This window comes from Microbacterium sp. TPD7012 (genome assembly GCF_003075395.1).
In the GTDB taxonomy this organism is placed as follows: domain Bacteria; phylum Actinomycetota; class Actinomycetes; order Actinomycetales; family Microbacteriaceae; genus Microbacterium.
This window is the reverse complement of sequence record NZ_QDFV01000001.1, coordinates 28073-52695: the sequence shown is the minus strand read 5'-3', so window position 1 is coordinate 52695 and position 24623 is coordinate 28073. Positions and strand designations below refer to the sequence as shown.

24 protein-coding genes are annotated in these 24623 nt (G+C 69.8%); 14 read left to right on the top strand and 10 right to left on the bottom strand.

What is annotated here, in order from left to right:
• Window positions 1-4: 4 nt before the first annotated feature.
• The gene (locus DC434_RS00245; protein ID WP_116633286.1) at window positions 5-1009 is read right to left on the bottom strand and encodes an L-idonate 5-dehydrogenase; all 1005 of its coding nucleotides are present in this window, start codon (window positions 1007-1009) and stop codon (window positions 5-7) included.
• The gene (locus DC434_RS00240; protein ID WP_116633285.1) at window positions 1006-2481 is read right to left on the bottom strand and encodes a mannitol dehydrogenase family protein; all 1476 of its coding nucleotides are present in this window, start codon (window positions 2479-2481) and stop codon (window positions 1006-1008) included. The genes DC434_RS00245 and DC434_RS00240 overlap by 4 nt, the downstream gene beginning before the upstream one ends.
• 73 nt (window positions 2482-2554) lie before the next feature.
• Here DC434_RS00240 and DC434_RS00235 point away from each other — a divergent pair, with 73 nt between their 5' ends.
• The 4 genes from DC434_RS00235 to DC434_RS00220 all read left to right on the top strand — a co-directional run bounded on the left by DC434_RS00235 (window position 2555) and on the right by DC434_RS00220 (window position 4803).
• Window positions 2555-3532 (top strand): LacI family DNA-binding transcriptional regulator, encoded by a 978-nt coding sequence (locus DC434_RS00235; protein ID WP_243408733.1) that lies wholly within the window; start codon window positions 2555-2557, stop codon window positions 3530-3532.
• 127 nt (window positions 3533-3659) lie between these two features.
• Window positions 3660-3860, top strand: coding sequence for a hypothetical protein (locus DC434_RS00230; protein ID WP_116633283.1), 201 nt, complete (start codon window positions 3660-3662; stop codon window positions 3858-3860).
• Window positions 3857-4123, top strand: coding sequence for a hypothetical protein (locus tag DC434_RS20025; protein WP_165807955.1), 267 nt, complete (start codon window positions 3857-3859; stop codon window positions 4121-4123). The genes DC434_RS00230 and DC434_RS20025 overlap by 4 nt, the downstream gene beginning before the upstream one ends.
• 242 nt (window positions 4124-4365) lie before the next feature.
• Window positions 4366-4803, top strand: a complete 438-nt coding sequence (locus tag DC434_RS00220; protein ID WP_116633281.1) for an SRPBCC family protein — start codon at window positions 4366-4368, stop codon at window positions 4801-4803.
• Between the two features lie 6 nt (window positions 4804-4809).
• Here the strand turns inward: DC434_RS00220 and DC434_RS00215 are convergent, their stop codons facing one another.
• The 3 genes from DC434_RS00215 to DC434_RS00205 all read right to left on the bottom strand — a co-directional run bounded on the left by DC434_RS00215 (window position 4810) and on the right by DC434_RS00205 (window position 8547).
• Window positions 4810-5820, bottom strand: coding sequence for a hypothetical protein (locus tag DC434_RS00215; RefSeq protein WP_133192755.1), 1011 nt, complete (start codon window positions 5818-5820; stop codon window positions 4810-4812).
• 1 nt (window position 5821) lies between these two features.
• Complete coding sequence (locus DC434_RS00210; protein WP_116633279.1) at window positions 5822-7663, bottom strand: substrate-binding and VWA domain-containing protein; 1842 nt, start codon at window positions 7661-7663, stop codon at window positions 5822-5824.
• 62 nt (window positions 7664-7725) lie between these two features.
• A complete protein-coding gene (locus tag DC434_RS00205; protein ID WP_207769856.1) occupies window positions 7726-8547 on the bottom strand; it encodes a shikimate 5-dehydrogenase in 822 nt (273 codons plus the stop codon).
• 732 nt (window positions 8548-9279) lie between these two features.
• On the opposite strand from DC434_RS00205, the gene DC434_RS00200 reads away from it, so the two are divergent.
• On the top strand, window positions 9280-9486 hold the full coding sequence (locus DC434_RS00200; RefSeq protein WP_046014597.1) for a cold-shock protein: 207 nt from the start codon (window positions 9280-9282) through the stop codon (window positions 9484-9486).
• 101 nt (window positions 9487-9587) lie between these two features.
• On the opposite strand, the gene DC434_RS00195 is transcribed toward DC434_RS00200, so the two are convergent.
• From DC434_RS00195 to DC434_RS00185, 3 genes are all read right to left on the bottom strand, one after another.
• A complete protein-coding gene (locus DC434_RS00195; RefSeq protein ID WP_116633278.1) occupies window positions 9588-10256 on the bottom strand; it encodes an HAD hydrolase-like protein in 669 nt (222 codons plus the stop codon).
• A gap of 175 nt (window positions 10257-10431) precedes the next feature.
• Window positions 10432-11127, bottom strand: a complete 696-nt coding sequence (nucS, locus tag DC434_RS00190; RefSeq protein ID WP_116633277.1) for an endonuclease NucS — start codon at window positions 11125-11127, stop codon at window positions 10432-10434.
• A gap of 59 nt (window positions 11128-11186) precedes the next feature.
• Window positions 11187-12035: a GAP family protein gene (locus DC434_RS00185; protein ID WP_116633276.1), complete on the bottom strand. Its 849-nt coding sequence runs from the start codon at window positions 12033-12035 to the stop codon at window positions 11187-11189.
• Window positions 12036-12143: 108 nt separating this feature from the next.
• Between DC434_RS00185 and DC434_RS00180 the strand changes: the two genes are divergently transcribed.
• Complete coding sequence (locus DC434_RS00180) at window positions 12144-13349, top strand: histidine kinase (RefSeq protein ID WP_243408732.1); 1206 nt, start codon at window positions 12144-12146, stop codon at window positions 13347-13349.
• Complete coding sequence (locus tag DC434_RS00175) at window positions 13346-13996, top strand: response regulator transcription factor (protein ID WP_243408731.1); 651 nt, start codon at window positions 13346-13348, stop codon at window positions 13994-13996. Before DC434_RS00180 ends, DC434_RS00175 begins: the two co-directional genes overlap by 4 nt.
• 3 nt (window positions 13997-13999) lie before the next feature.
• Here DC434_RS00175 and DC434_RS00170 read toward each other — a convergent pair whose 3' ends face one another.
• Window positions 14000-15235 (bottom strand): MFS transporter, encoded by a 1236-nt coding sequence (locus tag DC434_RS00170; protein WP_116633274.1) that lies wholly within the window; start codon window positions 15233-15235, stop codon window positions 14000-14002.
• Between the two features lie 60 nt (window positions 15236-15295).
• Here DC434_RS00170 and DC434_RS00165 point away from each other — a divergent pair, with 60 nt between their 5' ends.
• A complete protein-coding gene (locus DC434_RS00165; RefSeq protein ID WP_116633273.1) occupies window positions 15296-16360 on the top strand; it encodes a LacI family DNA-binding transcriptional regulator in 1065 nt (354 codons plus the stop codon).
• A gap of 129 nt (window positions 16361-16489) precedes the next feature.
• Here DC434_RS00165 and DC434_RS00160 read toward each other — a convergent pair whose 3' ends face one another.
• On the bottom strand, window positions 16490-17989 hold the full coding sequence (locus tag DC434_RS00160; protein ID WP_116633272.1) for a hypothetical protein: 1500 nt from the start codon (window positions 17987-17989) through the stop codon (window positions 16490-16492).
• A gap of 128 nt (window positions 17990-18117) precedes the next feature.
• Here DC434_RS00160 and DC434_RS00155 point away from each other — a divergent pair, with 128 nt between their 5' ends.
• The 6 genes from DC434_RS00155 to mnhG are packed head-to-tail and all read left to right on the top strand — an operon-like array spanning window position 18118 to window position 24433.
• Entirely contained in the window at window positions 18118-21075 is a 2958-nt protein-coding gene (locus DC434_RS00155; RefSeq protein WP_116633271.1) for a Na+/H+ antiporter subunit A, read from the top strand.
• Entirely contained in the window at window positions 21075-21641 is a 567-nt protein-coding gene (locus DC434_RS00150; protein WP_116633270.1) for a Na(+)/H(+) antiporter subunit C, read from the top strand. The genes DC434_RS00155 and DC434_RS00150 overlap by 1 nt, the downstream gene beginning before the upstream one ends.
• Window positions 21638-23191 (top strand): Na+/H+ antiporter subunit D, encoded by a 1554-nt coding sequence (locus tag DC434_RS00145; RefSeq protein ID WP_116633269.1) that lies wholly within the window; start codon window positions 21638-21640, stop codon window positions 23189-23191. The genes DC434_RS00150 and DC434_RS00145 overlap by 4 nt, the downstream gene beginning before the upstream one ends.
• Window positions 23188-23781 (top strand): Na+/H+ antiporter subunit E, encoded by a 594-nt coding sequence (locus tag DC434_RS00140; protein WP_116633268.1) that lies wholly within the window; start codon window positions 23188-23190, stop codon window positions 23779-23781. Before DC434_RS00145 ends, DC434_RS00140 begins: the two co-directional genes overlap by 4 nt.
• Complete coding sequence (locus DC434_RS00135; protein ID WP_116633267.1) at window positions 23778-24047, top strand: monovalent cation/H+ antiporter complex subunit F; 270 nt, start codon at window positions 23778-23780, stop codon at window positions 24045-24047. The genes DC434_RS00140 and DC434_RS00135 overlap by 4 nt, the downstream gene beginning before the upstream one ends.
• Window positions 24044-24433 (top strand): monovalent cation/H(+) antiporter subunit G, encoded by a 390-nt coding sequence (mnhG, locus tag DC434_RS00130; protein WP_116633266.1) that lies wholly within the window; start codon window positions 24044-24046, stop codon window positions 24431-24433. The genes DC434_RS00135 and mnhG overlap by 4 nt, the downstream gene beginning before the upstream one ends.
• Window positions 24434-24623 lie beyond the last annotated feature (190 nt).

The following is a 24623-nucleotide window of genomic DNA, read 5'->3' as shown; positions in this document are numbered from 1 at the left end:
GTGTTTAGAGGGAGAGCAGGACCTTCGCCGAGGCCGACGAGTCGCGAGCGATCTCGAATGCCCGGACGGCGTCGGATGCCGGGATGACGTGCGAGACGACGGAGTCGAGCGCGCCGGATTCGGCCAGCATGCTGACCGCGTCGTCGATCTCGGTGGAGAAGCGGAAGGCCCCGCGGATCGTCAGCTCCTTCGCGAGCATCGGAGCGAGGTTCACCCCGATGTCGGCGTTCGGGAGCATGCCGACCTGGACGACGGTCCCGGCACGGCGTGCAGCGCGAACGGCCTGGGTGAGGGCGACGCCCACGCCGGAGCACTCGAACACGACGTCGTAGGACTCGTCGTCGATCGCGTCGCGGCCCACGAGGGAGACCTCGGTCGCGCCGAGAGCCTGAGCCCGCTCGAGCGGTTCGATGCGCACGTCGCTCGCGCCGACGACGGCGGCTCCGGCGTGCAGGGCGGCCGCGACGACGAGCAGGCCGATGGGACCGGCGCCGATCACGAGCACCCGCTTCCCCGCCACCTCATCCGCCAGACCCACGGCGTGGATCGCGACGGCCAGCGGCTCGGCGAGGGCAGCGCGCTCGAGCGGCAGGGACTCGGGGAGCACGCGGATCATCTGCTCCTCGACGATCAGGAACTCGGAGGCTCCCCCCTGGCGGTGCGGGTTCGCGGCCGCGCTGCCGAAGTAGTCGCCGCCGGGGCGCAGGTGCGGGCGGTCCTCGAGTCCGGAGATGCTGGGGCCGTAGCGCGCCGGGTGCACGGTCACCGGGGTGCCGGCGGCCAGGCGACCCGACGGGTCGAGGTCGACCACGCCCGACAGCTCGTGTCCGGGGGTCAGCGGCTCACGGATCGTGTACTCGCCGTTCGCCCCGTGGAAGTAGTAGTGCAGGTCGGAGCCGCAGATGCCGACGTAGTTCACGCGGAGGCGCACCTCGCCCTCGCCGGGCGCCGGAACCTCGCGGTCCTCCCAGCGGATGTCTTCCTTGCCGTGGATGGCGAGAGCCTTCATGGCTGCAGCTCCTTCGTGATGGTCTGGGACGCCGAGACGGCATCGGCGATGGCCGAGCCGACGCCCTGACGCTGGATCGTATCGATCAGGTCACCGACGCGGGCGATGAAGGCGTCCTGCCCGGCGAGCCCGTCGCCGAACAGCTGGAGTTCGGAGATCACGCGCTCGGCGAGCTCGCGACCGGTGCGCGCGGTCGCTGCGAGAGCGCCAAGGCGCTCGCGCGCGGCATCCGTCATCGCCGCCGCGTGCGGGCCGGGGTCGAAGCCGGGGAGCGGAGCGATGCACGAGAGGTAGCCGGCGATGGTGAGGGCGATCAGGTGCGGCATCTCACCGCGGGCCAGCGCCTGGATGGCAGGCTCGGGGATGCGCTGGCGCAGCTTGACGGATCCGTCGGTGCCGACCTGGCTGGTGCGGTGGCCGAGAGCGCTGTTGCCCCAGCGCTCGAACAGCCGCGCCTCGTAGTCGCGGATGTCGACGCCGGACGGAACCTCGATCGACGGCTCGTACTCGCTGCGGAGAACGGAGAGCGCGGCGCGTGCGACGTCTTCGAGACCGATCGCCTCGGGGATGGTCGCGACGCCGCGGAGAGCGCCGAGGTAGGCGATGAGCGAGTGCGTGCCGTTGAGCAGCCGCACCTTCATCTGCTCGTACCGACCGACCTCGGTCGTGAACACGGCGCCGCCGGCCTCCCAGGCAGGGCGTCCGCCGGCGAAGCGGTCTTCGATCGCCCACATCGTGAACGGCTCGGCCGGCACCGGGATCTCGTCGCGCGCACCGAGGAGGGCGCTGACGCGGTCCCGCAGCTCGGGCGTGGTCGACGGGACGATGCGGTCGACCATGCTGGAGGGGAAGGTGACCGCCTGGTCGAGGTACGTGAGTGCCTCGGCGCCTTCACCCTGCGGGAGCGCCTGCAGGAATTCGCGGACGAGCTTCTCGGTGTGGGCGCCGTTCGAGGCGAGGTTGTCGCAGCTGAGGATGGAGATCGGTTCTCCGCCGACCGATGCCCGGGCCTGGAGGCCGCGAGCGAGCTGCCCGATCGTGGAGCGCGGGGCGCCTCCGCCGAGGTCGGCGCGCACGGTGGCGTCGTCGAGGTCGAGGTGCTGGGTCGCGGCGGAGTAGCTGTAGCCGTTCTCCGTCACGGTGAGGGTGACGATGCGGATGCCGGAGTCGGCGATCTGTGCGACGACGCGCTCGGGCTGCTCGGCACCGACGAAGGCGTCGGTGTGAACGCCGGGGACCGTCAGCGCGGTGCTGTCGGGCGAGATGGTGGCGACCGAGTAGAGGAGGTTCTGCGCGTGCATCGCGTCGACGACCGTGCGAGAGCGCGAGGCGACGCCGACGATGCCCCAGTCGCCGCCGGCCGGAAGAGCGGCGGCCGTGTAGACGGCCTGGTGCGCCCGGTGGAAGCTGCCGAGACCGAGATGCAGGATGCCTGCGCGCTCGGGGCGGGGGTGATCGGCGATGATCGTCATGTAAAACAGTGTGAATGGTTTGTACAAACTTGTCAACCCGTTACACGGTGGGATGGACGATCATAGAGTGACAGTGAGCGAAGGGCGGGACGTGGCGGCGACATTGACCGACGTGGCACGGCGGGCCGGCGTGTCGATCGCGACGGCGTCGCGGGCGTTCGGCGAGCCGGATCGGCTCGCCGGCGGAACACTCGAGCGGGTGCTGCAGGCCGCCGTCGATCTCGGGTACACGAACCCGCAGAGCAGCGTCGCCACGCGGACCATCGGGGTCATCGTCCCTGACATCGCGAACCCCGTCTATGCGATGCTGCTCAAGGCCATCCAGGGTCAGGCCTGGCACGGCCGCCACCGCATCGTGCTGTTCGACGCCGACGAGGACCTCCGCCGGGAGCGCGAGCAGATCGAGCAGGCGCGCAAGCTCGACGGCATGCTGCTGTGCTCACCGCGCCTTCCCGACGAGGAGGTCCTCGCACTGGTCGGAGGCACCCCGTACGTGGTGGTCAACCGGCAGATCGACGGGGCGCCGTGCGTCATCATGGACACCGAGCACGGCCCCACCCAGGCGATCGAGCACCTCGTCGCCCTGGGCCACCAGCACGTCGCCTACGCCTCTGGCCCGCGCGGCTCCTGGGCCGATGCCCGCCGGTTCGACACGATCTCCCGCGCGTGCGAGCGCCACGGCATCCGCCTCACGCGCCTCAGCCATCACGCCGCGTCGATCCAGGGCGGTCGCGCCGCCGCCGCGCTCGCCGCAGCCAGCAGCGCGACGGCGGTCGTGGCCTACAACGATCTGGTCGCGCTCGGACTCGAGGCCGGGATGTCGGAGCTCGGTCGCATCTGCCCCGATGACATCAGCATCGTCGGCATCGACGACATCGATCTCGCCGGTGCCGTGACGCCGGGCCTCACCACCGTGCAGATGCCGATCGACCGCTGCGGAGCCCTCGCGGTCGACCTGCTCCTCCAGGCGATCTCCGGCACCGTCGTCAGCGATGTCGTGACGCTCGGCTCGCAGCTCATCGTGCGAGCCTCGACCGCCGCCCCGGCCTGATCCGGTTCTGAAGAGGCGCAGCTCGATCTGCGCCGCCCGCGATACCGCCGCCGACGCCCTCTGTCAACGGACCTGCGCCGGCGCGGCATCCGATCGATCCTGGAGCCTCCAACCGAAGGAGAGCACCATGTCGAACCCCGAAGGCCTCATCAACAGCATGGATCCCATCGACGGCATCTTCCCGACGGATGTCGAGCAGCCCGAGACGCAGGGCGACGAGCCCCTCGAGGCCGAGCTCGGCGAGGACGGACAGGGCGACCTCGCACGGGAGGACGAAGGCACTCCGCACAGCGGTGACGCCCCGACCGACCTGCGGACCGCCGAATGAGCGGCGGGAACGCCGCCTCGCCCGCCGAATCCGACGCGCAGGCGCGCATCACGGAGCACCTCGAGGCGCGCGAAGGCGAGGGCTCCGGCGAGCTGCTCTACGTCGGCGACACCCCGGCGGGCGGCGGCGGAGCGGACTCGGGTGCCGTCGATGCCGTGGGCGTCGACGAGGCGACGGAGCATGCGGCGAAAGAGGAAGCCGAGTCGTACGAGTCGGCCCACAACGACGAACCCGGCATCGGCACCCGCCCCGCCTCCGACTGAACTGCTGCGAGGCCGGGGAGGAGCCCGTCACACCCTCCGTGGCGCGTCTCCCCGACCTCGCATGTCCATGGGCGTCCACGTCGACGCTTCCCCCAGGTTTCCTCGCATCGAGGAATGTCGGAAGCGGGTTGACACATCCGCCACGATGGCCCACACGCGTGCGACGCGAGCCGAAGGGGACTTGTCAAGCACCTCGCCGGGTCGCTCATGAGGCCGCACGATGAGGGCGGAACGGAGACAGGATGGCGACCAACACTCGCGCGATGGACTGCGCACCGGATGACGTGTTCCGCGTGCTCGGGAACGGCTGGCTCTACCCGACCTGGGTCGTCGGCGCCTCGCGCATGCGGGACGTGGACGAGGCGTGGCCGGGCCCGGGGGCCGAGCTCCACCACTCCTTCGGGGTGTGGCCCGCCCTGCTCGACGACACGACGCAGATGAAGGAGTGGGACCCGCCGCACCGCGCCGTCCTGCGGGCCCGCGGCTGGCCGGTCGGCGAGGCGAGCGTCACGATCCGGGTGCGCAGGCTCAGCTCCGGGTGCCTGGTGCGCATCGACGAGGAAGCGGTGAAGGGCCCGGCCACCATCGTCCCGCGCTTCCTCACGACGCCGATGCTGCGCTGGCGTAACGCCGAGACGCTGCACCGCCTCGCGTACCTCGCCGAGGGGAACGCCGGCTGAACCGGGTCACTCTCCTGCGCTCTTCTTGAACTGCCGCTCCCAGTCGCGCAGCTCGGAGCGCCCGATCAGCGAATCCAGCGACACCTGGAACAGCAGTCCCTTGCGGGCGTTCACCTGCTTGATGTTGTCGACGATCTGCGTCGACACGGCGGCGAGTGCCTCGCGGACCTCGCCGACGCGCTCGTCCGGCGCATCCCACAGATCAGGGCGCGTCAGCAGATCGAGCAGATAGTCGCGGTCGAGCGCCGCCACGAGCCGGGCGAGCTTGTCGGAGTACTCCGCCTCGGCCAGCACGCCCTGGTCCTCGCCGGCCTTCGCGTCGAGGCGCACGAACAGCTGCTCGACATGCGAGGCGAGCGCGTCGATGCCGGCTGCCGTCTCCGCCGCGACCGGATTGCCCGGAAGCGCCGCGTAGTCGGCGCGCAGCTCGCGCAGGCGGTTCACCCGCAGACGGATGCCGGCCGGCACCGGATCCGCGCTCGCCGCGGGCTTTCTGCGGCGCCGGGCGATCAGGCCGATCGCGGTGCCGATGCCCGCGACGATCACCACGCCGCCGATCACGACAGGCAGCAGGAAGTCCGCGCCGCCGCCGACCGAACCCCCGGGAGATGACGGGCTCTCCTCGACGATCTGCTGCACGGTCTCGATGAGCGCCGCCTGCGTGTCACCGCCCGCCGCGCTCTCGCTCTCGTTGGCGATGCGCAGGGCCTCTTCGCTGCCGATCACGGCTGAATCCGCCTGCACGTCGTCGCCCACGGCGAGCACGATCGTCTGCTGGGGCGAACGCTCGGTGAGCCTGTCGAGGATCTCGAGGGCGTAGACGCTGCTGATGTCCGCGCCCTCCGGCAGCACCACGACCGCGATCGACCCGTCGTCGGGCACGACGCCCGTCAGAGCATCCGTCACCCCCGACGCATCCGGCACCTTCGGCGCGACGTAGATGTTCCCCGACTGGAGTGCGGCGATGGCGTCGTCGACCCCGCTGGGATCGGATGCCGCGGCGATGAACATTCCCACCTCAGAAGTTGTTGATCACGGAGGCGAAGACGAGATCGATGCGCTCGGCATCCGAGGCGTCGAACATCTGGCCGCCGGTGGCGTCCGCGATGCGCTGCAGCGCGGTGGGGTCGGCTCCCTCGCCGTAGGCGATCGTGAAGATGCGCACCGGGGCGTCGTCGCCGCCCTCCTTCGAGCTCTTGCCGATCTTCGCGATCAGCGAGTCGAGAGAGGTGGTGGAATCCGTGTCCTCGCCGTCGGACAGCACGACGATCGCGTTGATGCGTCCCGGTTCGGCGCGCTCGCTCATGGCCTCGTACGCCGTGAGCACCGCGTCGTAAAGGGGCGTGCCGTTGCGCTGCGCGTACCGCAGGTCGTCGAGCGAGGAGTCGAGCTTCTCACCGTCGGCTCCGAGGGCCGTGACGTCGCGCAGCACCTGGATGCCGTCGCCCTCGTCGGACGAGATGCCGGTCGTGAACGCCCAGACGCCGACCTCGTCGGAGGAGCGGAAGTGACCGAGCGTCGTCTGCGCGCCCTCGATCGCGCCGTCGAGCCGGGAGCGGCCGTCGCCGATCGGGTCGTCCATCGAGCCGGAGATGTCGATGAGCTCGAGCACGGACGAGGGCTTGCGCACCTGCGTCCACTGGTCGATGGCAGTGGAGATCACGTCGACCTCGGGCTTGGGGAGCGTGACGGCCGGCTGTGCGGGGTCGACGCCGAACTTCGCCGTGAACAGGTCGCCGAGGGGAACCGATTCGTCGAGCGGGCGGAAGCCGTACTCCGGCAGGACCTTCTGCGCGGGCGTGGACTGCAGGAACTCCGCGAACGCCTCGCCGGCCGCGCGCTGTTCGGCCGTGACCCAGTCGGCCCCGAGGACCGTGACCGGGTTGTCCGACCACATCGAGCCGCCGGCGGGATACACCGCCACGAGCTTGGTCTTGGGCGGGGTCAGGGTCTCGCCCGGCTGCACGGTGTGCGAGTCGGGGTTGCCCTGGTTGTAGTTCAGCAGCGAGGTCTCCTCGAGCGCGACCGCCGAGACGTAGGCCGAGCCGTTGGCGCCGTTCTGCGTCTCGTCGTAGAGCGTCGACAGCACGTTGCCGGTCGTGTCGCCGTAGTGGATCACGCACTCCTCGAACACGCGCGAGAAATCGGCCGCGGCATCCACGTCCTCGGAGGTGAGCGCGTCCGCCTTGCCGGATGCCTCGTAGGACTGCATCAGGATCGTGGAGAGACCCGTGGTCGAGGTGTTCGGGTTCGTCTTCGAGATCTTGAAGGCGCCCCAGATGTCCTTGCCGACGCTGCCCCATCCGCTCGGGTCCTGGCAGAGCCCCTCGAGGTCGGTGATGCTGATCGGCTTCTCGGGGTAGCCGAGCGCCTTCGCCATCGGCTCCGGCATCCCGAACACGACAGGGGTGCGCGTGAACGACGCGGGCTCGCCGACGAGGCTCGGCGATGCGGCCGCGGCGACGCGGTCGGTCCAGACGGTGGATGCCGGCGACCAGAGCGTGGGCCAGAGCGCGCGGTCGTCGCTCGGCCAGTCGTCTCCCGCCGTGAGGTAGCGGGCGGCGTTGCCCGAGGAGACGTTGGTCGGCCGCACGGTGGCACAGGTCTCGAGGCCTTCGTGCTCCGGGGAGTCCTTGAACGCCGCGGCCAGCTCGTCGAGCATGTTCACCTTCTCCGACGAGGTCGCGATGGTGATGTGCGTGCACCCGTCATCGGGGAAGCCCTGGCTGCTGTCGGTCGTCGTGCCCTCGTCGCCGCCGCCCGTGCACGCCGCCAGCACGAGTGCCGCGATCGCCGTGGCGGCGAGGGCGGCGGTCGTCCGCCGGGCGATGGACCGTGGGGCGATGCGAGGCGCGCTCATGCGCCTAGGCTACCCAGGTATCGTGCTCCCGATCACGAACTTCCGCTTATCCGACGGCTCGTTCACCGTGCGTCACGCATGAACTCCTCGGCCGCGCGCACCTGGTCGGAAGAAGGACGGATGCCGGTGTAGAGCACGAACTGCTCCAACGCCTGCAGCGTCGCCACCTCGGCGCCGGTGATGACGGTCTTGCCCGCCGCGCGTCCCGCAGCCACGAAGGGGGTCTCGGCCGGGAGTGCGACGACGTCGAAGACGACGGATGCCGCGGCGATCGTCTCGGCCGGGAACGAGAGTGCGTGCTCCTCGGCTCCACCCGCCATGCCGATGGGGGTGACGTTCACGAGCACATCGGCCGTGGCGGCACCGGCATCCGGGAGCCAGTCGAACCCGTAGAGCTTGGCCAGGGCGCCGCCGTTCGCCTCGTTGCGGGCGACGATCGTCACGTCGGTGAATCCTGCGTCGCGGAAGGCCGCAGCCGTCGCCTTCGCCATGCCGCCCGAGCCCCGCAGCAGCACCGACGAGCCGGCATCGAGACCGTTGCGCTCGATCAGCTGCGCGATGGCGGAGTAGTCGGTGTTGTACGCGGTGAGCACGCCGTCGTCGTTCACGATCGTGTTGACCGAGTCGATCGCGGTCGCCGACGGATCCATCCGATCGACGAGCGCGATGACGTCCTCTTTATAGGGCATCGAGATCGCGCAGCCGCGGATGCCGAGACCGCGCACGCCGGCGATGGCCTGGCCGAGGTCGGTCGGGGCGAACGCCTTGTAGATCCAGTTGAGCTCGAGCGCCTCGTAGAGGAAGTTGTGGAACCGCGTGCCGTTGTTGCTCGGCCGCGCCGACAGCGAGATGCACAGCGTCATGTCCTTGTTCAGCATCGTCACCGCCTCAGGCTACCCGCGATGGAGCGGGAGAACGTCCGCACGGGCGGAAGCGACGGGCGAAATCCGCCGGTGCTGGCCTCGTGCGAAGCGCCCGGATGTGTCGTCGTGCTCGGCATCGCCATCACGCAGGGCCGGGTGCGGTGGAGGCGCCCGAAGCGGAGCGGAGCGGCCTGAATGCGGGGGATGAGCGTCTCGACGTTCGCGGATCGTGCTCACCCGACGGGTCCATGGCGCCGATCGCGCATCCTCCCCTATGGTGAAGGTGCGTGCACAAGGGGATCGATCGTCTCCGTCTCTCCCCAGAGGACGGGCTGCCTTCCCCAGAGGCAAGACGATCCGTGCGCGCGATTGGGCCCTCTCGAGTAGTTCAGTCCCCAATGGACTATTCGAGGGGGCCGCTATCGACCATCCTCCCACCGATTTTCGATTTTGTCCCCCAAAAGGGGGACAAGAGCATGGAAAAAGGGTTAGGCTGTTTCTGACGCACCCTCCGGTCGTCTTCGGCCCTCATCGCTCCCCCCGCGGTGAGGGCCACACCATTTTCCGGGCACGTTCGAGGTGCCCGATGCCGCCGGTCAGCCATCCGGCCGTGTGACGGCCGGATGCCGCTCTTGCAACATTTGGGTTACCTTCTTGCCCGCGCTCTTCCCCTCGGGGCCGCCTCCACTACCGTTAGCGATGTCGGGGCATACCTGCGTCGGCTTCTTCATCAGTAGAACGAACAGGCAGTACATGAGCACTCAGGGCACGGTCAAGTGGTTCAACTCGGAGAAGGGCTTCGGCTTCATCTCCCCCGACGACGGCGGCGCTGACGTTTTCGCGCACTACTCCGCCATCGAATCATCCGGCTACCGGTCTCTCGATGAGAACCAGCGAGTCGAGTTCGATGTCGCGCAGGGCCCCAAGGGCCTGCAGGCAGAGAACATCCGTCCGCTCTAAGAGCGGGCGAATCACAGAACTCCCCGTCCGGATTCGCCTCGTGCGACATCCGGCGGGGAGTTCTGTGCTTTTCGGGCCCGATTCGAGGGCCTCGGCCGCCTTCAGGCCAGGAGCCGAGCGCGCAGTTCGTCGACCGAGGCGGCGCGGAATGCCGCCTCGTCTCCCTCGTGCTGATCGCTGAAACCCCACTCGACGAAGATCACCGGGACGCCGTTGGCGTTGCCGCCCTCGACGTCGTGGTGCCGGTCGCCGACGAGCACGGGCCTCGACGTGTCGGCGCCGAGCTCCTTCAGACGGCGCAGGGCCTCGGCGACGATGTCGGTCTTGGAGGCGAGGGTCGACTCGTCGGGCGTGGCACCCACGGTCGTGAGGAATGACGGGCGCAGGCCGAAGTGGTCGATCAGGGCGTCGACCTGGATCTCCGGCTTCGAGCTCGCCGTCGCCTGCGGCACTCCCGCCGCATGCAGATCGTGGATCAGCTCGGTGATGCCGGGGTACGTCGCGGCATCGGTCGTGTACCCGTCGGCCTTGCCGAGCGTGCGGTAGAACGTGACGGCTTCCGCGGATTCGGCAGGGGTCATGCCGGCCTGGTCCTGGAACGACTGGAACATCGGCGGACCGATCCAGTGGATCAGCTCCTCGCGGGTCGGCGCCGGCCGGCCGAAGTGGGTGAGGGCGACATTCAGGCGTCGCAGGATGCCGACGGAGGCGTCGACGATGGTGCCGTCGACGTCCCAGAGCACGCACGAAAAGGGAGAAGAAGAGGGCATGCCTCCAGCCTACGGGCCGTGGGTGGACGTCATCTCCTCCTGCACAGGTGTGCAGCGGATGGTGTTCTCCACGGTTTGCGCACCGCCCTCGAGAGGCCCTCTATAGTCCGAAGCAACTGCGAAGAGACATGGACAGGAGCCGGAAGTGCTGATGGAGCTGATCGGCCTTCGAACCTCAGAACAGCCGGGGGATGCCGGACTCGATGCCCTTCATGTCGTCGTAGTCCAGCACGAGGCACCGGATGCCGCGGTCCTCGGCGAGCACGCGCGCCTGGGGCTTGATCTCCTGCGCGGCGAAGACGCCCTGCACGGGGGAGAGGTGCGGGTCGCGACCGAGGAGCTCGAGGTAGCGGGTGAGCTGCTCGACGCCGTCGATGTCGCCGCGGCGCTTGATCTCGACCGCGATGGCGCCGCCGTCGGCATCCCGCACCAGCAGATCGACCGGGCCGATCGCCGTCGGGTACTCACGGCGCACGAGGGTCGCGCCCTCCGAGATGCGGTCGACCTGTTCGGCCAGCAGCCGCTGCAGGTCGGCCTCGACGCCGTCCTTCTGCAGGCCGGGGTCGACGCCCAGCTCGTGCGACGTGTCGTGGATGATCTCGTAGATCTGCACGCGGAGGGCGTCGCCGGTCTTCTTGTGCGTGACGCGCCAGACCTCGACGACGCCGGCACTCGCCTCCTCCTCGCCGGGCTCCTCGCTGGAGAGCGAGCACGGCGGGCTCATCCAGTTCAGGGGCTTGTAGCTGCCGCCGTCGGAGTGCACGAGCAGACTCCCGTCTCCCTTGTGCACGAGCAGACGCGTGGCGAGAGGGAGATGGGCATTGAGCCGACCGGTGTAGTCGACCGAGCAGCGGGCGATGACGAGACGCACCCGTCGAGCCTAACGGCATCCGACCCGGCCGACGTGCGTCGATGCGGCGCGCGGGAGGTTCAGCCGCCGAGTCGGGACAGGGCGTCGAAGATCCCGAGCTCGGTGGCTGCGGAGCGCGCGATGAGGAAGCCGATGATGCCGATGATCCACGCGGTGTTCTCGGCTCCTGTGCGCTCCATCCAGGCGGCGAACCGTTCGAGCGGCCGCTGCACCAGCGGAGCGGCGACAAGTCGGAGGATGAGCAGCACGACGGCCGGGAGGACCATCAGCGCGCAGTAGCCGACGAGCGACAGCACCCGAAGCGGCGTGCCGACGCCGGCATCCGCCAGCATGGTCATCGCGACGATGTAGGGGAGCATCGTCGCGACCTCGACAAGCCCGGCGGCGACCGCGACCGCCATCACCGCGGTGCCGCGGGTGCGAGGGTCGAGCAGGCGCTCGCGCCAGCGGGTGATCCGACCCGGCTGCGGCGCCGGCCGATCCTCGGCCTCCGCGTCGCGGACGGGCATGCCGGTCCACGGGGAGATCCGCGGAGCGACGCTCCCCGACGCCGGGGCTGATACGACGGTCGATGCCGATCGCGCCTCGACCTTCGTGCCGGTGGGCATCACGAACGCGGTGATGAGCAGCGCGGCCCCCACGACCAGGCGCGTGATCAGCCCCGCGGGCGACGCGAGGAAGTCCGCGGCCACATCGACCAGATTCACGAGGCCCCACAGGAAGAGGAGTCCGACCACGAGGTAGAACGCCGCGATCGTCGCCAGGTAGAGGAGGATGCGTCCAGCCCGGACACGGCCCGGAGTGAGCAGGAGGAACACCGGGATGAGCAGGGTCCCGACGCTGAGGCCGTCGATCAGTGCCAGGAGGGCCAGGGAGAGGGGAAGCGGGAGTCCGCCGAACAGTTCCATGCCTCCACGCTCGACGACAGGCGCGCACGACGGATCGGGCGAAAGTCCCGTTCCGCCCGTCCGGCCTCATCCCTTCGTCGGATGCGCCGTCGGCGCCGTCGTGGTTGCATGAAGACCATGCAGGAGGCGACGGCGGAGCGGATCCGCACCTGGTCCCGAGCGCGCCGCCCCCTGATCGATGCGGTCCTCATCGGACTGTTCTGCGTGCTGAGTGCCGCGCTCGGCTTCAGCGGCGTCTGGAGCATCTTCTCGCTCCTCGACGCCGACGTCTCGCCGTGGTGGACGCTGGCGACGGCCCTTCCGGGCTGCATCGCCGTCCTCCTGAAGCGGCGCTTCCCGATGCTCTCGCTGGTCGCGGCGGCCGTCCTGTTCACGGTCGACCTGCTGACGATCGGCGGGCTCGGGCCCGTGATCATCCTGCTCGACGTGCTGTGGACCGCGGCCTTCGTCGCCTCACCCCGCATGCGTACCCGACTGCTCATCGCCAGTGCGGTCGCGGTGGTCACGATGTTCTTCGGCGCGCTGGCCCTGTCGGACGCCTCCGTCCCGGTGGCCTTCCTGGTGGCGGTGCAGTTCGGCGCCTTCGTCGGCACCGACTACTGGTGGGCGGTCGCGGTCTCGCAGGCGAACGAGCTCGCGGAGCTCCACCGGCAGCGCGCCGATGATGCGGCCGCCGTCGCCGAACGGGAGCAGGCGGAGGCCGTGCAGCGCGAACGCGAGACCATGGCGAGGGAGCTGCACGACGTCGTCGCCGGTCATGTGATGGCGATGGCCATCCGCGCCGAGGCCGCGCTGGCGACCGCTCCGGATCCGGTCACCGACCGCGATGCGCTGCAGGCCGTGCGCGACGCGGGTCTCGACGCCCATGGCGCGCTGCGCTCGATGATCTCGGTGCTCCGCCGGGGCGACGGCGCGCTCTCCTCCACTCCCGGATGGACCGACCTCGAGGGCATCGTCGACGAGGCGCGGCGCGCGGGTCTCGGCATCCGCTTCTCTGCGACGGACGTCGAGGGCGTGGGAGGCGCCGCCGAGCAGGCCGTCGTGCGGGTCGTGAGAGAGGCCCTGGCCAACGGCATCCGACATGCGAGCGGAGCGGACGTGGACGTCGCGATCGAGGTCGTGGACACCGATGTGCGAGTGCGTGTGCGGTCGCGCGGCGGAGTCGCCCACGCCGCGGCCACGCACGGCGGCCAGGGATGGGGACTGCAGATGCTCCGCGAGCGGGTGGAAGCGCTGGGCGGCGTCTTCGCCGCCGGACCCGAGTCCGACGGATGGTCGGTCGCCGCCCGCATCCCGGTCGAGGTGCGCCCGTGAACGCGCCCACGGTGCTTCTGGCCGACGACCACGGTGCGATCCGGACGGGTCTGCGCATCATGCTGGAGGCGCACGGCATCTCCGTCGTCGGAGAGGCGGCGGACGGAGACGTCGCGGTGCGGAACGCGGCGGCGTTGCGACCGGATGTGGTGCTGATGGACCTGCGGATGCCGGGGCGGGACGGGATCTCCGCCACTCGGGAGATCGTCGAGCGGGGCCTCGGTGACGTGCTGGTGCTGACGAGCTTCGATGAGGACGATCTCGTGCTCGGTGCGATCAGCGCCGGTGCCGTGGGCTTCCTGCTGAAGACGGTCGACGCTCCGGCGCTCGCCGCGGCGGTGCGTGCGGTGGCCGCCGGGGAGGGCGCCCTGGATCCTCGTGTGACCCGCAGGGCGCTCGCCGCCGTCGCGCAGAGCGCCGCGACACCGACCGCGCCGAGAACGGAGCCGGGCGATCGGCCGGAGCTGACGGCGCGCGAGCAGGAGATCCTCGAGGGCATCCTGCAGGGGTGGTCGAACGCCCAGCTCGCCGAGCGCCTGCACATCTCGGTGCCCACGGTGAAGACGCACGTGTCGAACGTGCTGGCCAAGCTCGGTGCGCGCAGTCGCTCCCACGCGGCGGCGCTCGTCCGTCGCCGCGACGCGTGAGACTCAGCTCTCCCGTGCCGGGACGGCGGTCTTCTCCTCGTCGCGCAGGGGACGGGCGGCTCCCGAGAACAGTCCGGACGCCACGACCAGCCCGACGAGGATGAAAAGCGTGTTGAGCAGTCCGATGTGCTCGCTGATGACGCCCAGCACCGGAGGGCCGCCGAGGAACGCGACGTAGCCGATCGTCGCCGCCGCACTCACCCGGGCCGCCGCCTTGGCAGGATCGTCGGCTGCCGCCGACATGCCCAACGGGAACCCGAGCGAGGCGCCGATGCCCCAGAGCGCGGCACCCACCAGCACGAGCGGGAAGCTCGGCGCGAGGATGAAGAGCAGGATGCCGGAGGCCGCGGCCACCGCGAGGATGCGCAGCACCAGCACGCGGCCGAACCGGTCGACGAGCGGTCCGCCGAAGAGGCGCACCACGGTCATGCCGACCGAGAACACCGCGAGCGAGACGGCCCCCGTGCCCTCGGCGAAGCCGTGGCCCTGCTCGGTGCCGAGCGCGATCCAGTCGTTGGCGCCGCCCTCGGCGAACGACATCCCGAGCATCACGACGCCCAGCAGGTAGGTGCGCGGCTCGCGCCATGCCTCGAGGGCCGTGTGCATGCGCTCCCGGAACGGGGGCTTCTCGTGGCCTTCCGGATCGAGTGCGGCCTCGCGATCGGGCACCTGGAAGAAGCACACCACGGCGATGACGACGATCAGCGCGCCGATGACGCCCGCGTGCGTCGCGACATCGATCGAGAGGCCGGCGGCGAGGGCGCCGATGCCGGCGCCGATCACGGTGCCGAAGCTGAAGAGGGCATGGAAGACGGGCAGGATGGTCTTGCCCATCTGCTGCTCGATGGCCGTCGCCTCGACGTTCATCATGACGTCGACGCAGCCGTTGCCGAAGCCGAAGAGGACCATCCCGAGCAGCACGATCGGGACCGAGCCGAAGACGTTCGCGCCCAGGCCCACGAGGGCGATGCCGACGGCGAACATGAGCATGGCGAGGAGCATCCCGCGCCGCGCGCCGGTGCGAGCCATGACGGCGGGACTGGTCGAGATGCCGATGATCGACGCGAGACCCATGCCGAGCAGGATCATGCCGACCTGGGCGTTGTCGAGCTCGAGAGCCTGCTTGATGCCGGGGACGCGGGACGCCCACGTGGCGATCGAGAGTCCGCTGGCGAAGAAGATGGCGAAGATCGCTGCGCGCCAGCGCACGAACTGCGAACGGGTGAGGGCGGTGTCCATGCCGGACAGCCTATCGAATCGATTCGACTCCTGGCGACCGAACCGGGTTATCCTCGGAGTATGAGCACTCAGGAGACTCCGCGGCGAGCGACCATCGCCGATGTCGCGCGCCAGGCCGGGGTGGCGACCTCGACGGCCTCCGTCGTGTTCAGCGGCAAGGCCAAGGTCGCGAGCGCGACCCGCGAGCGCGTGCTCGCCGCAGCAGCTGAACTCGGCTATGCCGGGCCGGACCCGCGGGCGGCATCGCTGCGACGCGGACGCAGCGGCATCGTGGCGGTCGTGCTCGAGGGGCACCTGCGAGCAGCCTTCCTCGACCCGGTGACGACCGCGATGATGGACGGCCTCACCGACGGACTCGCCGAGCTCAGCGCCGGCATCCTCCTCCTGCGCGACGAGCCCGGCGAAGACGGATCGGCCCTCGCCAACGCCCCGGTCGACGCGTTCGTGCTGATCGGATGCTCGGGCCGCACCCGCGCATCGCTCGAGGTGGTCCGCGGCCGCGGCCTGCCGGTCGTGGTGATCGAAGGAGACGCGGGGGAGGGGATTCCGCGCATCACGCTCGACAACGCCGCGGCGTCCGCCGACATCGCCCGCCACGTGCGCGACCTCGGGCATCGCGACGTCGCCCTCGTCACGCTCCCGCTCGACACGGACCGCGCGCGCACCGCCGTGACCGCCGAACGCGTCGCGACCGCGACGGTCGACGTCACCGTCGATCGGCTCTCGGGTCTTCGCGAGGTGTTCCCCGACGCTCCGGCGATCTCCGCGTCAGGGAGCCTGATCGACGAGGGCGTGCTCGTCGGCCGGATGCTGCTCGCCGATGCCTCCACGCGGCCGACCGCCGTGATCGCTCAGAGCGACCTGCTCGCCGTCGGCGTGATCCGCGCTGCGGAGGAGCTGGGACTCCGAGTTCCGGAGGACCTCTCCGTCGCCGGTTTCGACGGGATCGCCGTCGACGGCCTCGCGGACCTCACCCTCACGACCAGCGTGCAGCCCGCTGTCGACAAGGGACGCGCGGCGGGGGAGCAGGTAGCCCGGATGCTGCGCGGCGAGCCCGGCATCACCCAGCACCTCACCTGCCGCTTCCGGGCAGGGACGACCACGGCCGCGCCGGCGAGGCGCTGACTCGTCTCCTGGGCGGCTGAGCTGTCGTCCCTGGGTTGCTGAGCCTGTCGAAGCACCCGTGGCGGGCCCTTCGACGGGCTCAGGGACCCAGGTTCACCGGGGCCCTTCGACAGGCTCAGGCGAGGCGCCTCAGGAGTGCGGCGGACCGAGCGGGAGAGTCGTGTCGTCGAAGTCGAGGATGCGGTAGCGGCCGCAGTCGACGACCTCGGCGGGAACGACCGCCAGGGGCAGCTGCCACTGCACGGTCTGGGAGTCATCGACGAGGAACGACACCTCGCCGACCTCGAAGTCGTGGCGGTTCACCAGCCACGCGTATCCGTTGAGCTGGTGATCGACCTGCACGAGCTGCGCCGGATCGTCGAGGTGCAGCTTCGGCAGCCGCACGGTCCAGAACTGGCCGGCGCCGGTGCGGCCCGACGCACTCACCCAGTCGGTGACGCAGACGAGATCTGCATCGGGGGCGTCGGCTGCCGCAGCGAGCCGCGGCACGCTCAGCGCACCTCCGACCACCACGAGCACGGTCGCGACAGCGGCGGCCGCGCGACTGGCCCTGCGCGGCATCCGCGGAGTGAGCGGCGCCGCGACCAGGGCGAGCACCGGTGCGAAGGCGACCGGCTGCAGGTAGCGCGCCGCGTGCGTGCCGAGTGCGATGGCGCCGACCACCACGAGCACGGGCATGAGCCACGCGATCGTGGCGACGAGGCGCGAACCCGCGTCCTCCGCGCGCGTCATCCGGACGAGCGCCCCGGCGAGCAGCGCGAGCGTGAGCAGGCACCCGATGACGCCGAGCGGCGACGACAGACGGTCGGCCAGGAGGCCGCCGTAGTACTGCGCGGACTGGGGCCAGAGGGCGGGCTGAGCGTACCCCGCTCCCGTGTTGGCGATCCATGCCCCGAAAGGAATGCGACCGACCAGTCCGAGGACGGACCCGCCGACGAGCACCGCCAGCAGGATCGGCATCCGCTTCTTCTGCGTCGACAGGCGCAGGGCGAACAGCAGGTAGATCGTGAGCGGCACGGTCGCCCACACCGCGTAGAGCGGATTCGTCAGGGTCGACACCACGGCGACGGCCCCGAGCGCGAAGAGGAGTCCGGCGTGGCCGCGGTCGCGGTCGAGCACACGACGCACGAGTCCGATCGACATGACCACGCCGACCACCGTCGCCGCGTAGTACGTCGTCGTCAGCTGCAGCGAGGCGAGTTCGAGAGCGTCGCGCGAGGCCGAGATCTCGGTCGCGGCGAGGAGACCGAAGACGACGAGGGCGATCAGCGACCAGGCGACCGGTGCCCGCCCTTCGCGTCGACGCCCGGCCACCAGGCGCAGGGCACCGTAGAGCGCGAGAAGGTTGACCACGGCGCTCATTGCGAGGAGTGCGCCGACATCGAGGGGCAGCAGCGCATCGAGTCCGGCGAAAGCCGCGGACTCGGGCAGGAACAGCACGCTCGACATCGCCCAGTCCTGGGGCCCGCCGGCGAGCACCGACCGCGCGAACATCGCGACGATCAGCGAGTCACCGTCACGGAAGAGCAGCTCCGAGCGGGCGGATGCCGAGACCTGACCGGCGATGATCACGCTGACTCCGAGGGCTGCCAGCCACCCCGTCAGCTCCCGCACCCACACCCGCCCCATGCGACCACTCTCGCACGCTCGGAGAAACCCGCGGTCCTCACGGATCCCTAACGCCGGTAAACTGGACGGACACCCGCCCGCCTGAGCCGATTCACCCCCGGCCGACGAGCCCCGAGGGAGCCGCGTATATGCTGACGCTCCTCGCCGTGTTCCTCCTCGGGTCCCTGCTCATGCCCGTGCTGGTGCGCTGGCTGGGATCGCAGGCATTCATCATCGCCGCGCTCATTCCGGCTGCGGCATTCGTCCACGCGCTGGTGCGGACGCCGGAGGTCCTCGACGGCTCCGCGCCCTTCGTCTCGATCCCGTGGATCCCGCAGCTCGGGCTCAACCTCTCGATGCACATGGATGTCCTGGGCTGGGTGCTCACCCTCATCGTCACCGGCGTCGGCGCCTTGGTGCTGCTCTACTGCCGGTGGTACTTCCTCGACGACTCCGCGGGGATCGGCTCCTTCGCGGGCGTGCTGCTCGGGTTCGCCGGCGCCATGTACGGGCTCGTCCTCACCGACGACCTGGTGATGCTCGTGATGTTCTGGGAGGTGACGAGCATCCTCTCGTACCTCCTCATCGGGCACTACCGCCGTCGCGCGGTCAGCCGACGTGCGGCACTGCAGGCTCTGCTGGTCACGACGCTCGGCGGTCTCGTGATGTTCGTCGGGGTCGTGCTCCTCGTGGTGGATGCCGGAACGAGCAGCATCCGGGAGATCCTCGAGATCGCACCCACCGGACCGATCATCAATGCCGCGATCGTGATGCTGCTGATCGGCGCCATCAGCAAATCGGCGCTGTTCCCCTTCCACTTCTGGCTTCCCGGTGCGATGGCCGCCCCGACACCGGTGAGCGCCTATCTGCACGCCGCCGCCATGGTGAAGGCCGGCATCTACCTGATCGCGCGCTTCGCGCCGATCTTCGCGTTCAGCGGTCCCTGGCGTCCGATCGTCATCACGCTGGGGATCGTGACCATGCTGCTCGGCGGCATCCAGGCGCTGCGCGAGACGGACCTCAAGCGCATCCTCGCCTTCGGCACGGTCAGCCAGCTCGGCTTCTTCGCCCTCGTCGTGGGCTACGGCACGCAGGCGACGGCGCTGGCAGGCCTCGCCCTGGTGATCGGTCACGCCCTCTTCAAGTCGGCCCTCTTCCTGATCGTCGGCGTGATCGACCGTCAGCTCTCCACGCGTGACATCACCGAGCTGTCCGGCGTCGGCAGACAGGCGCCCGTCATGGCGACCGCGGCATTCATCTCGGTGGCCTCCATGGCCGGCATCGCCCCGACCATCGGCTTCGTCGCCAAGGAATCCACCCTCACGGCGCTCCTCGACGACGGACTGCACGGTTCGCCGTGGGGTCTCGTGGCGATCATCGGCGTCAGCCTCGGGTCCATGCTCACCGCGGCATATGGCATCCGCTTCCTCTGGGGTGCGTTCTGGACGAAGCGCGACGAGCAGGGGCAGCGGATGCCCGACACCGCGTGGCCCGACCCGCCGGTCGGCTTCCTGTCGGCGCCGATCATCCTCGCCGGCGTGACCCTCGCCGCGGGCATCGGAGCACCGGCGCTCGACGTGGCGCTGCAGGGCTACGCCCTCACCGCGACCCCCGGACTCGACGCCGCGGGCGAGGCTGTCGAAGGCCCAGGACACCTCGCGCTCTGGCACGGTCTCGAACCTGCGCTCGGCATCTCGATCCTGACGATCCTCCTCGGCTTCGGGATCTTCTGGCTGACCCGCCGCACCGGCTGGGACGCCAAGGCGCGGATGCTGCCCTTCACGGCCGCCGACGCCTACTACCTCGTGATGCGCGGGATCGACCGCCTTTCGGTGCTCAGCACCACGCTCACGCAGCGGGGTTCTCTGCCCGTCTACGTCGGCACCATCTTCGTGGTCTTCGTCGCCGCCGAGGTGACCGCGCTGATCGCGAGCGACGTCGATCGCTACAACCTCTCGGCCTGGCACACCCCGGCGCAGATCGCGGTCGCGCCGATCATGGCGGTGGCCGGCGTCTTCGCCGTGCGCGCGCAGAAGCGCTACACCGGTGTCGTCCTGGTGTCGGTGACCGGGCTCGGCATGGTCGCGCTCTTCGCCACCAGTGGCGCACCCGACCTCGCGCTCACCCAGATCCTCGTCGAGACGGTCACGATGGTGACGTTCGCGCTCGTCCTCCGGCGCCTCCCGGCGCGCATGGGCGAGCACAACGCGTCGGTGAGCCGGATCCCCCGCGCGCTGCTGGCGATCGGCGTCGGCGTGACCATGGCGTTCGTCGCCGTGGTCGCCACGCAGTCGCGCGTCGCCGAACCGATCTCCGAAGCCTTCCCCAAGCTCGCCTACGAGATCGGGCACGGCAAGAACGTCGTCAATGTCGCGCTCGTCGATCTGCGCGGCTGGGACACCATGGGCGAGCTGTCCGTTCTCGTGCTCGCCGCGACCGGCGTGGCATCTCTCGTGTTCGTCACGCACCGCGCCGATCTGCTCGCCGCGACCAAGGTCCTCCCCCGGGCGACGCGCAAGGCGGCCCGCAGCCGTCCCCTCGTCGAGACCACCGAGGGCATCCGCTTCCAGACCGCCGAGAACGAGAACAGTCCGCGCGCCTGGCTCGTCGGCGGGCAGAAGATGAAGCCGGAGAACCGCTCGATCCTGCTCGAGGTGATCGTCCGCATCCTGTTCCACACCATCATCGTCGTGTCGATCTTCCTGCTCTTCGCGGGGCACAACCTCCCCGGCGGAGGCTTCGCCGGCGGTCTGGTCGCGGGTATGGCGCTGGTCATGCGCTACATCGCCGGCGGTCGCTGGGAGCTGGGAGCTGCGGCACCCACGGATGCCGGTCGGCTCCTCGGCGCCGGCCTGATCCTCGCGGTGGGCACCGCGGTCGTCCCGCTGTTCTTCGGTCTCGCGCCGCTCACCAGCTCCTTCTGGGAGTGGGAGATCCCCGGCATCGGGCACATGGAGTTCGTCACGTCGACGATCTTCGACGTCGGCGTCTACCTCGTCGTCATCGGACTCGTGCTCGACGTGCTCCGCAGCCTCGGCGCCGAGGTCGACCGCCAGTCCGCGCTCCGCCCGCAGGAGAGCCCCACGCGGGGAGGGGTGCGCAGCTGATGGACGTCTCGCTCACCCTGATCGTCGTGATGGCGGTGCTCTTCGCCTGCGGCGTCTACGCGATGCTGGAGCGCAGCCTCACACGCGTGCTGATCGGCTTCCTGCTGCTCGGCAACGCGACGAACCTGCTGCTGCTGATCGTGATGGGCGTGCCGGGCAACGCGCCGTTCTTCGGCACCGAGGGAGAGATGAGCGACCCGCTCCCGCAGGCACTCACCCTCACCGCCATCGTGATCACCTTCGCCGTGTCGGCGTTCCTGCTCGCGCTCATCTACCGCTCCTGGCAGCTGGGCCAGGCCGACACCGTCGAGGACGACGAGGCCGACATCGCCCTCCGCGAGCGCACCGACGCCGACGAGGACGTCATGGAGGACGACGCGAACCTCGAGGAAGAGGCGACCACCGACTTCGTCGGCGTGCAGACCGCGCCGATCACGGTGCTGCACATGCGCGACCATCCGTCGATCCACGACGACGCCCCCTTCGACGCGCCGGACCGCCGGGGCGACGACGAGGAAGGACGCCGTCCCGCCGAGCGCCCCGAGAACGAGGGGGACCGGTCATGACCGCCCTCGTTCCGCTCCTCGTCGCGCTTCCGCTGCTCGGCGCCGCCGTCACCCTCGTCTTCGGACGGAACGCCCGCCTGCAGGTGTTCGTCACCGTCGCCACCCTCGCGATCGTGTCGGTCATCGCCGCCGTGCTGCTGGTGGTGGTGGATGCCGGAGCACCGCTCGCCGTCTCCGTCGGCGGGTGGCCCGTGCCCTTCGGTATCGTGCTCTACGTCGACCGGCTGTCGGCGCTGCTCGTGCTCGTCTCCAGCATCGTGCTGCTGGCCGTCCTCCTGTTCTCGATCGGCCAGGGAGTCGCCGACGGCGCGGACGAGACACCGATCTCGATCTTCAACCCCTCGTACCTGATCCTCGCGGCGGGCATCTTCAACGCGTTCATCGCCGGCGACCTGTTCAACCTCTACGTCGGCTTCGAGATCCTGCTCGTGGCGTCGTACGTGCTGATCACGCTCGGCAGCACCGAGTCCCGCATCCGCACCGGTGCCGTGTACATCGTCGTCTCGCTGGTGTCGTCGATCCTGTTCCTCGCCTCGATCGCGATGATCTACGGGGCGCTCGGCACCGTCAACATGGCCCAGATCGCCGAGCGCATGTCGGAGCTCCCGCAGGAGACGCAGTTGGTGCTGCATCTCATGCTGGTGATCGCCTTCGGCATCAAGGCCGCCATCTTCCCCGTGTCGTTCTGGCTGCCCGACTCGTACCCGACCGCCCCGGCCCCGGTGACCGCCGTGTTCGCCGGCTTGCTGACCAAGGTCGGCGTCTACGCGCTGATCCGCACCGAGACGCAGCTGTTCGCATCGAACAGCATCGACACGGTCCTCCTGATCATCGCCCTGGCCACCATGATCATCGGCGTGCTCGGCGCCGTCGCCCAGGCGGAGCTGAAGCGAATCCTGTCGTTCACGCTGGTGAGCCATGTCGGGTACATGATCTTCGGCCTGGCGATCGCGACACCGGCCGCGATCGGCGCCACGGTGTACTACATCGTCCACCACATCGTCGTGCAGACGACGCTGTTCCTCGCGGTCGGGCTCGTGGAGCGCCGCGCCGGCAGCACCTCGATCCTCCGGGTCAAGGGACTGCTGAAGGTGGCGCCGGTGATCGCCGTGCTCTACTTCGTGCCCGCGATCAACCTCGGCGGCCTACCACCGTTCTCGGGGTTCATCGGCAAGTTCGCGCTGTTCGAGGCCGCGGCATCCGTCGGCACGCCCCTCATGATCGTGCTCATCATCGGCGGCATCGTCACCTCGCTCCTCACCCTCTACGCGCTGATGCGCGCCTGGAACCTCGCGTTCTGGCGCGAGGAGGAGGACTCGACCGAGACCGAGGGCCGCATCTCGTACCTCGGCAACGCGCCCGCCGCCGACGACCAGCAGAAGAAGCGCCGCATCCCGAAGATCATGACGCTCGCGACCGGAGGGATGGTCGCCGTCACCGTCGCGCTGACGATCTTCGCCGGTCCTCTCTACGCCCTCTGCGACCGCATCGGCTCGGCGCTGCTGCAGCCCGTGAGCCTCGTGCAGCTGGAAGACGAGGTGAGCGGATGAGAGACACCCGTCGTCACCTCTGGCGCGACATCCGCGTGCAGCTGCCGTTCCTGGCCTGGCTCGTCGTGCTCTGGATGCTGCTGTGGGCGCAGTTCACCGTGCTGTCGTTCCTCACCGGACTGATCGTCGCCGTGTTCGTCACGCGCGTGTTCCGCCTGCCGACGGTCGCCCTGTCCGGACGCATCAACGTCTGGTACGCGGCGCTGTTCGTCGTGCAGTTCCTGTTCGCCGTTCTGCGCGGGGCGCTGTCGGTCACGGTGCAGGTCTTCGACTTCCGTCGCCAGCCGGGAGCCGCGATCATCGCGGTGCCGCTGCGGTACGCCGACGACCTCGTGATGACCCACGTCGCGGTCACCTCCTCGCTGATCCCCGGCTCGCTCATCGTCGAGGCGGATCGCGACCGGCGCATCCTCTACCTGCACGTGATCGGCGTGCGCGACGCCGCCGACGTCGAGAGGCAGCGTGCGGGCGTCCTCCTCTGGGAACGGCGGATCGTGCGCGCGCTGGGCGACCCGGAGCAGTACCGTGCGCTGAAGGCCGACGAGCGCTCGGTCGGCGTCGGCGGATCCCCGAGAGGCGGTGCCCGATGAACGTCCTCCTGCTGGTGATCATGGTGGTGTTCGGCGTCGCCGCGATCCTCACCGTGATCCGGATCGTGCGGGGGCCGTCGATCCTCGACCGCGCGGTCGCCTCCGACGTGCTGCTCACCGAGGTGATGTGCGTGCTCGGCGCCGAGATGGCGATCAACGGGCACACCCGCAGCATCCCGGTGCTGCTGATCATCGCCGCGATCGGGGTGTTCGGCTCGATCGCCGTCGCCCGCTTCGTCGCGAGAAGGGACAACACGACGCAATGAACGTGCTCGGTCTCCTGATCCCCGACGCCGTCATCGATGTGGCGGTGCTCGTGCTGATCCTGCTCGGCGCCCTGCTCTGCCTCTCGGCCGCCGTCGGCCTGCTGCACTTCCGCGACGTGCCGTCCCGGCTGCACGCGGCCACGAAGCCGCAGGTGCTCGGCCTCGTGCTCATCTGCGGCGCGGTCGCACTGTCGCAGCGCTCGGTCGGCGGCATCCTGATCGGGCTCGTCCTGGTGGCTCCGATCGTGCTGATGCAGTTCGCCACGGCCCCGCTCTCCGCCCACATCGTCGGCCGGCAGGCCTACCGCAACGGCACGACCGACGAGCGCAGCCTCATCGTCGACGAGCTCGCCGAATCGAAGCAGACCCCTCCCGGCGCGGGGTAGTGCCGAGCGGCGTCCGGGCCATGAGGACGTCGGGCTTCGACGCGCGGCGTTCACTATTCAGCAAGAACGCGGCTCTGCGGCTCTCTCGGCCACGAGTACGCCGCATCCGCGAAGTTCTGGCTGAATTGTGAACAGCGCCCCGCGCTGAAACTACTTCTGCACCGACCGAGCGTGGCGGAAATTCGTCCAC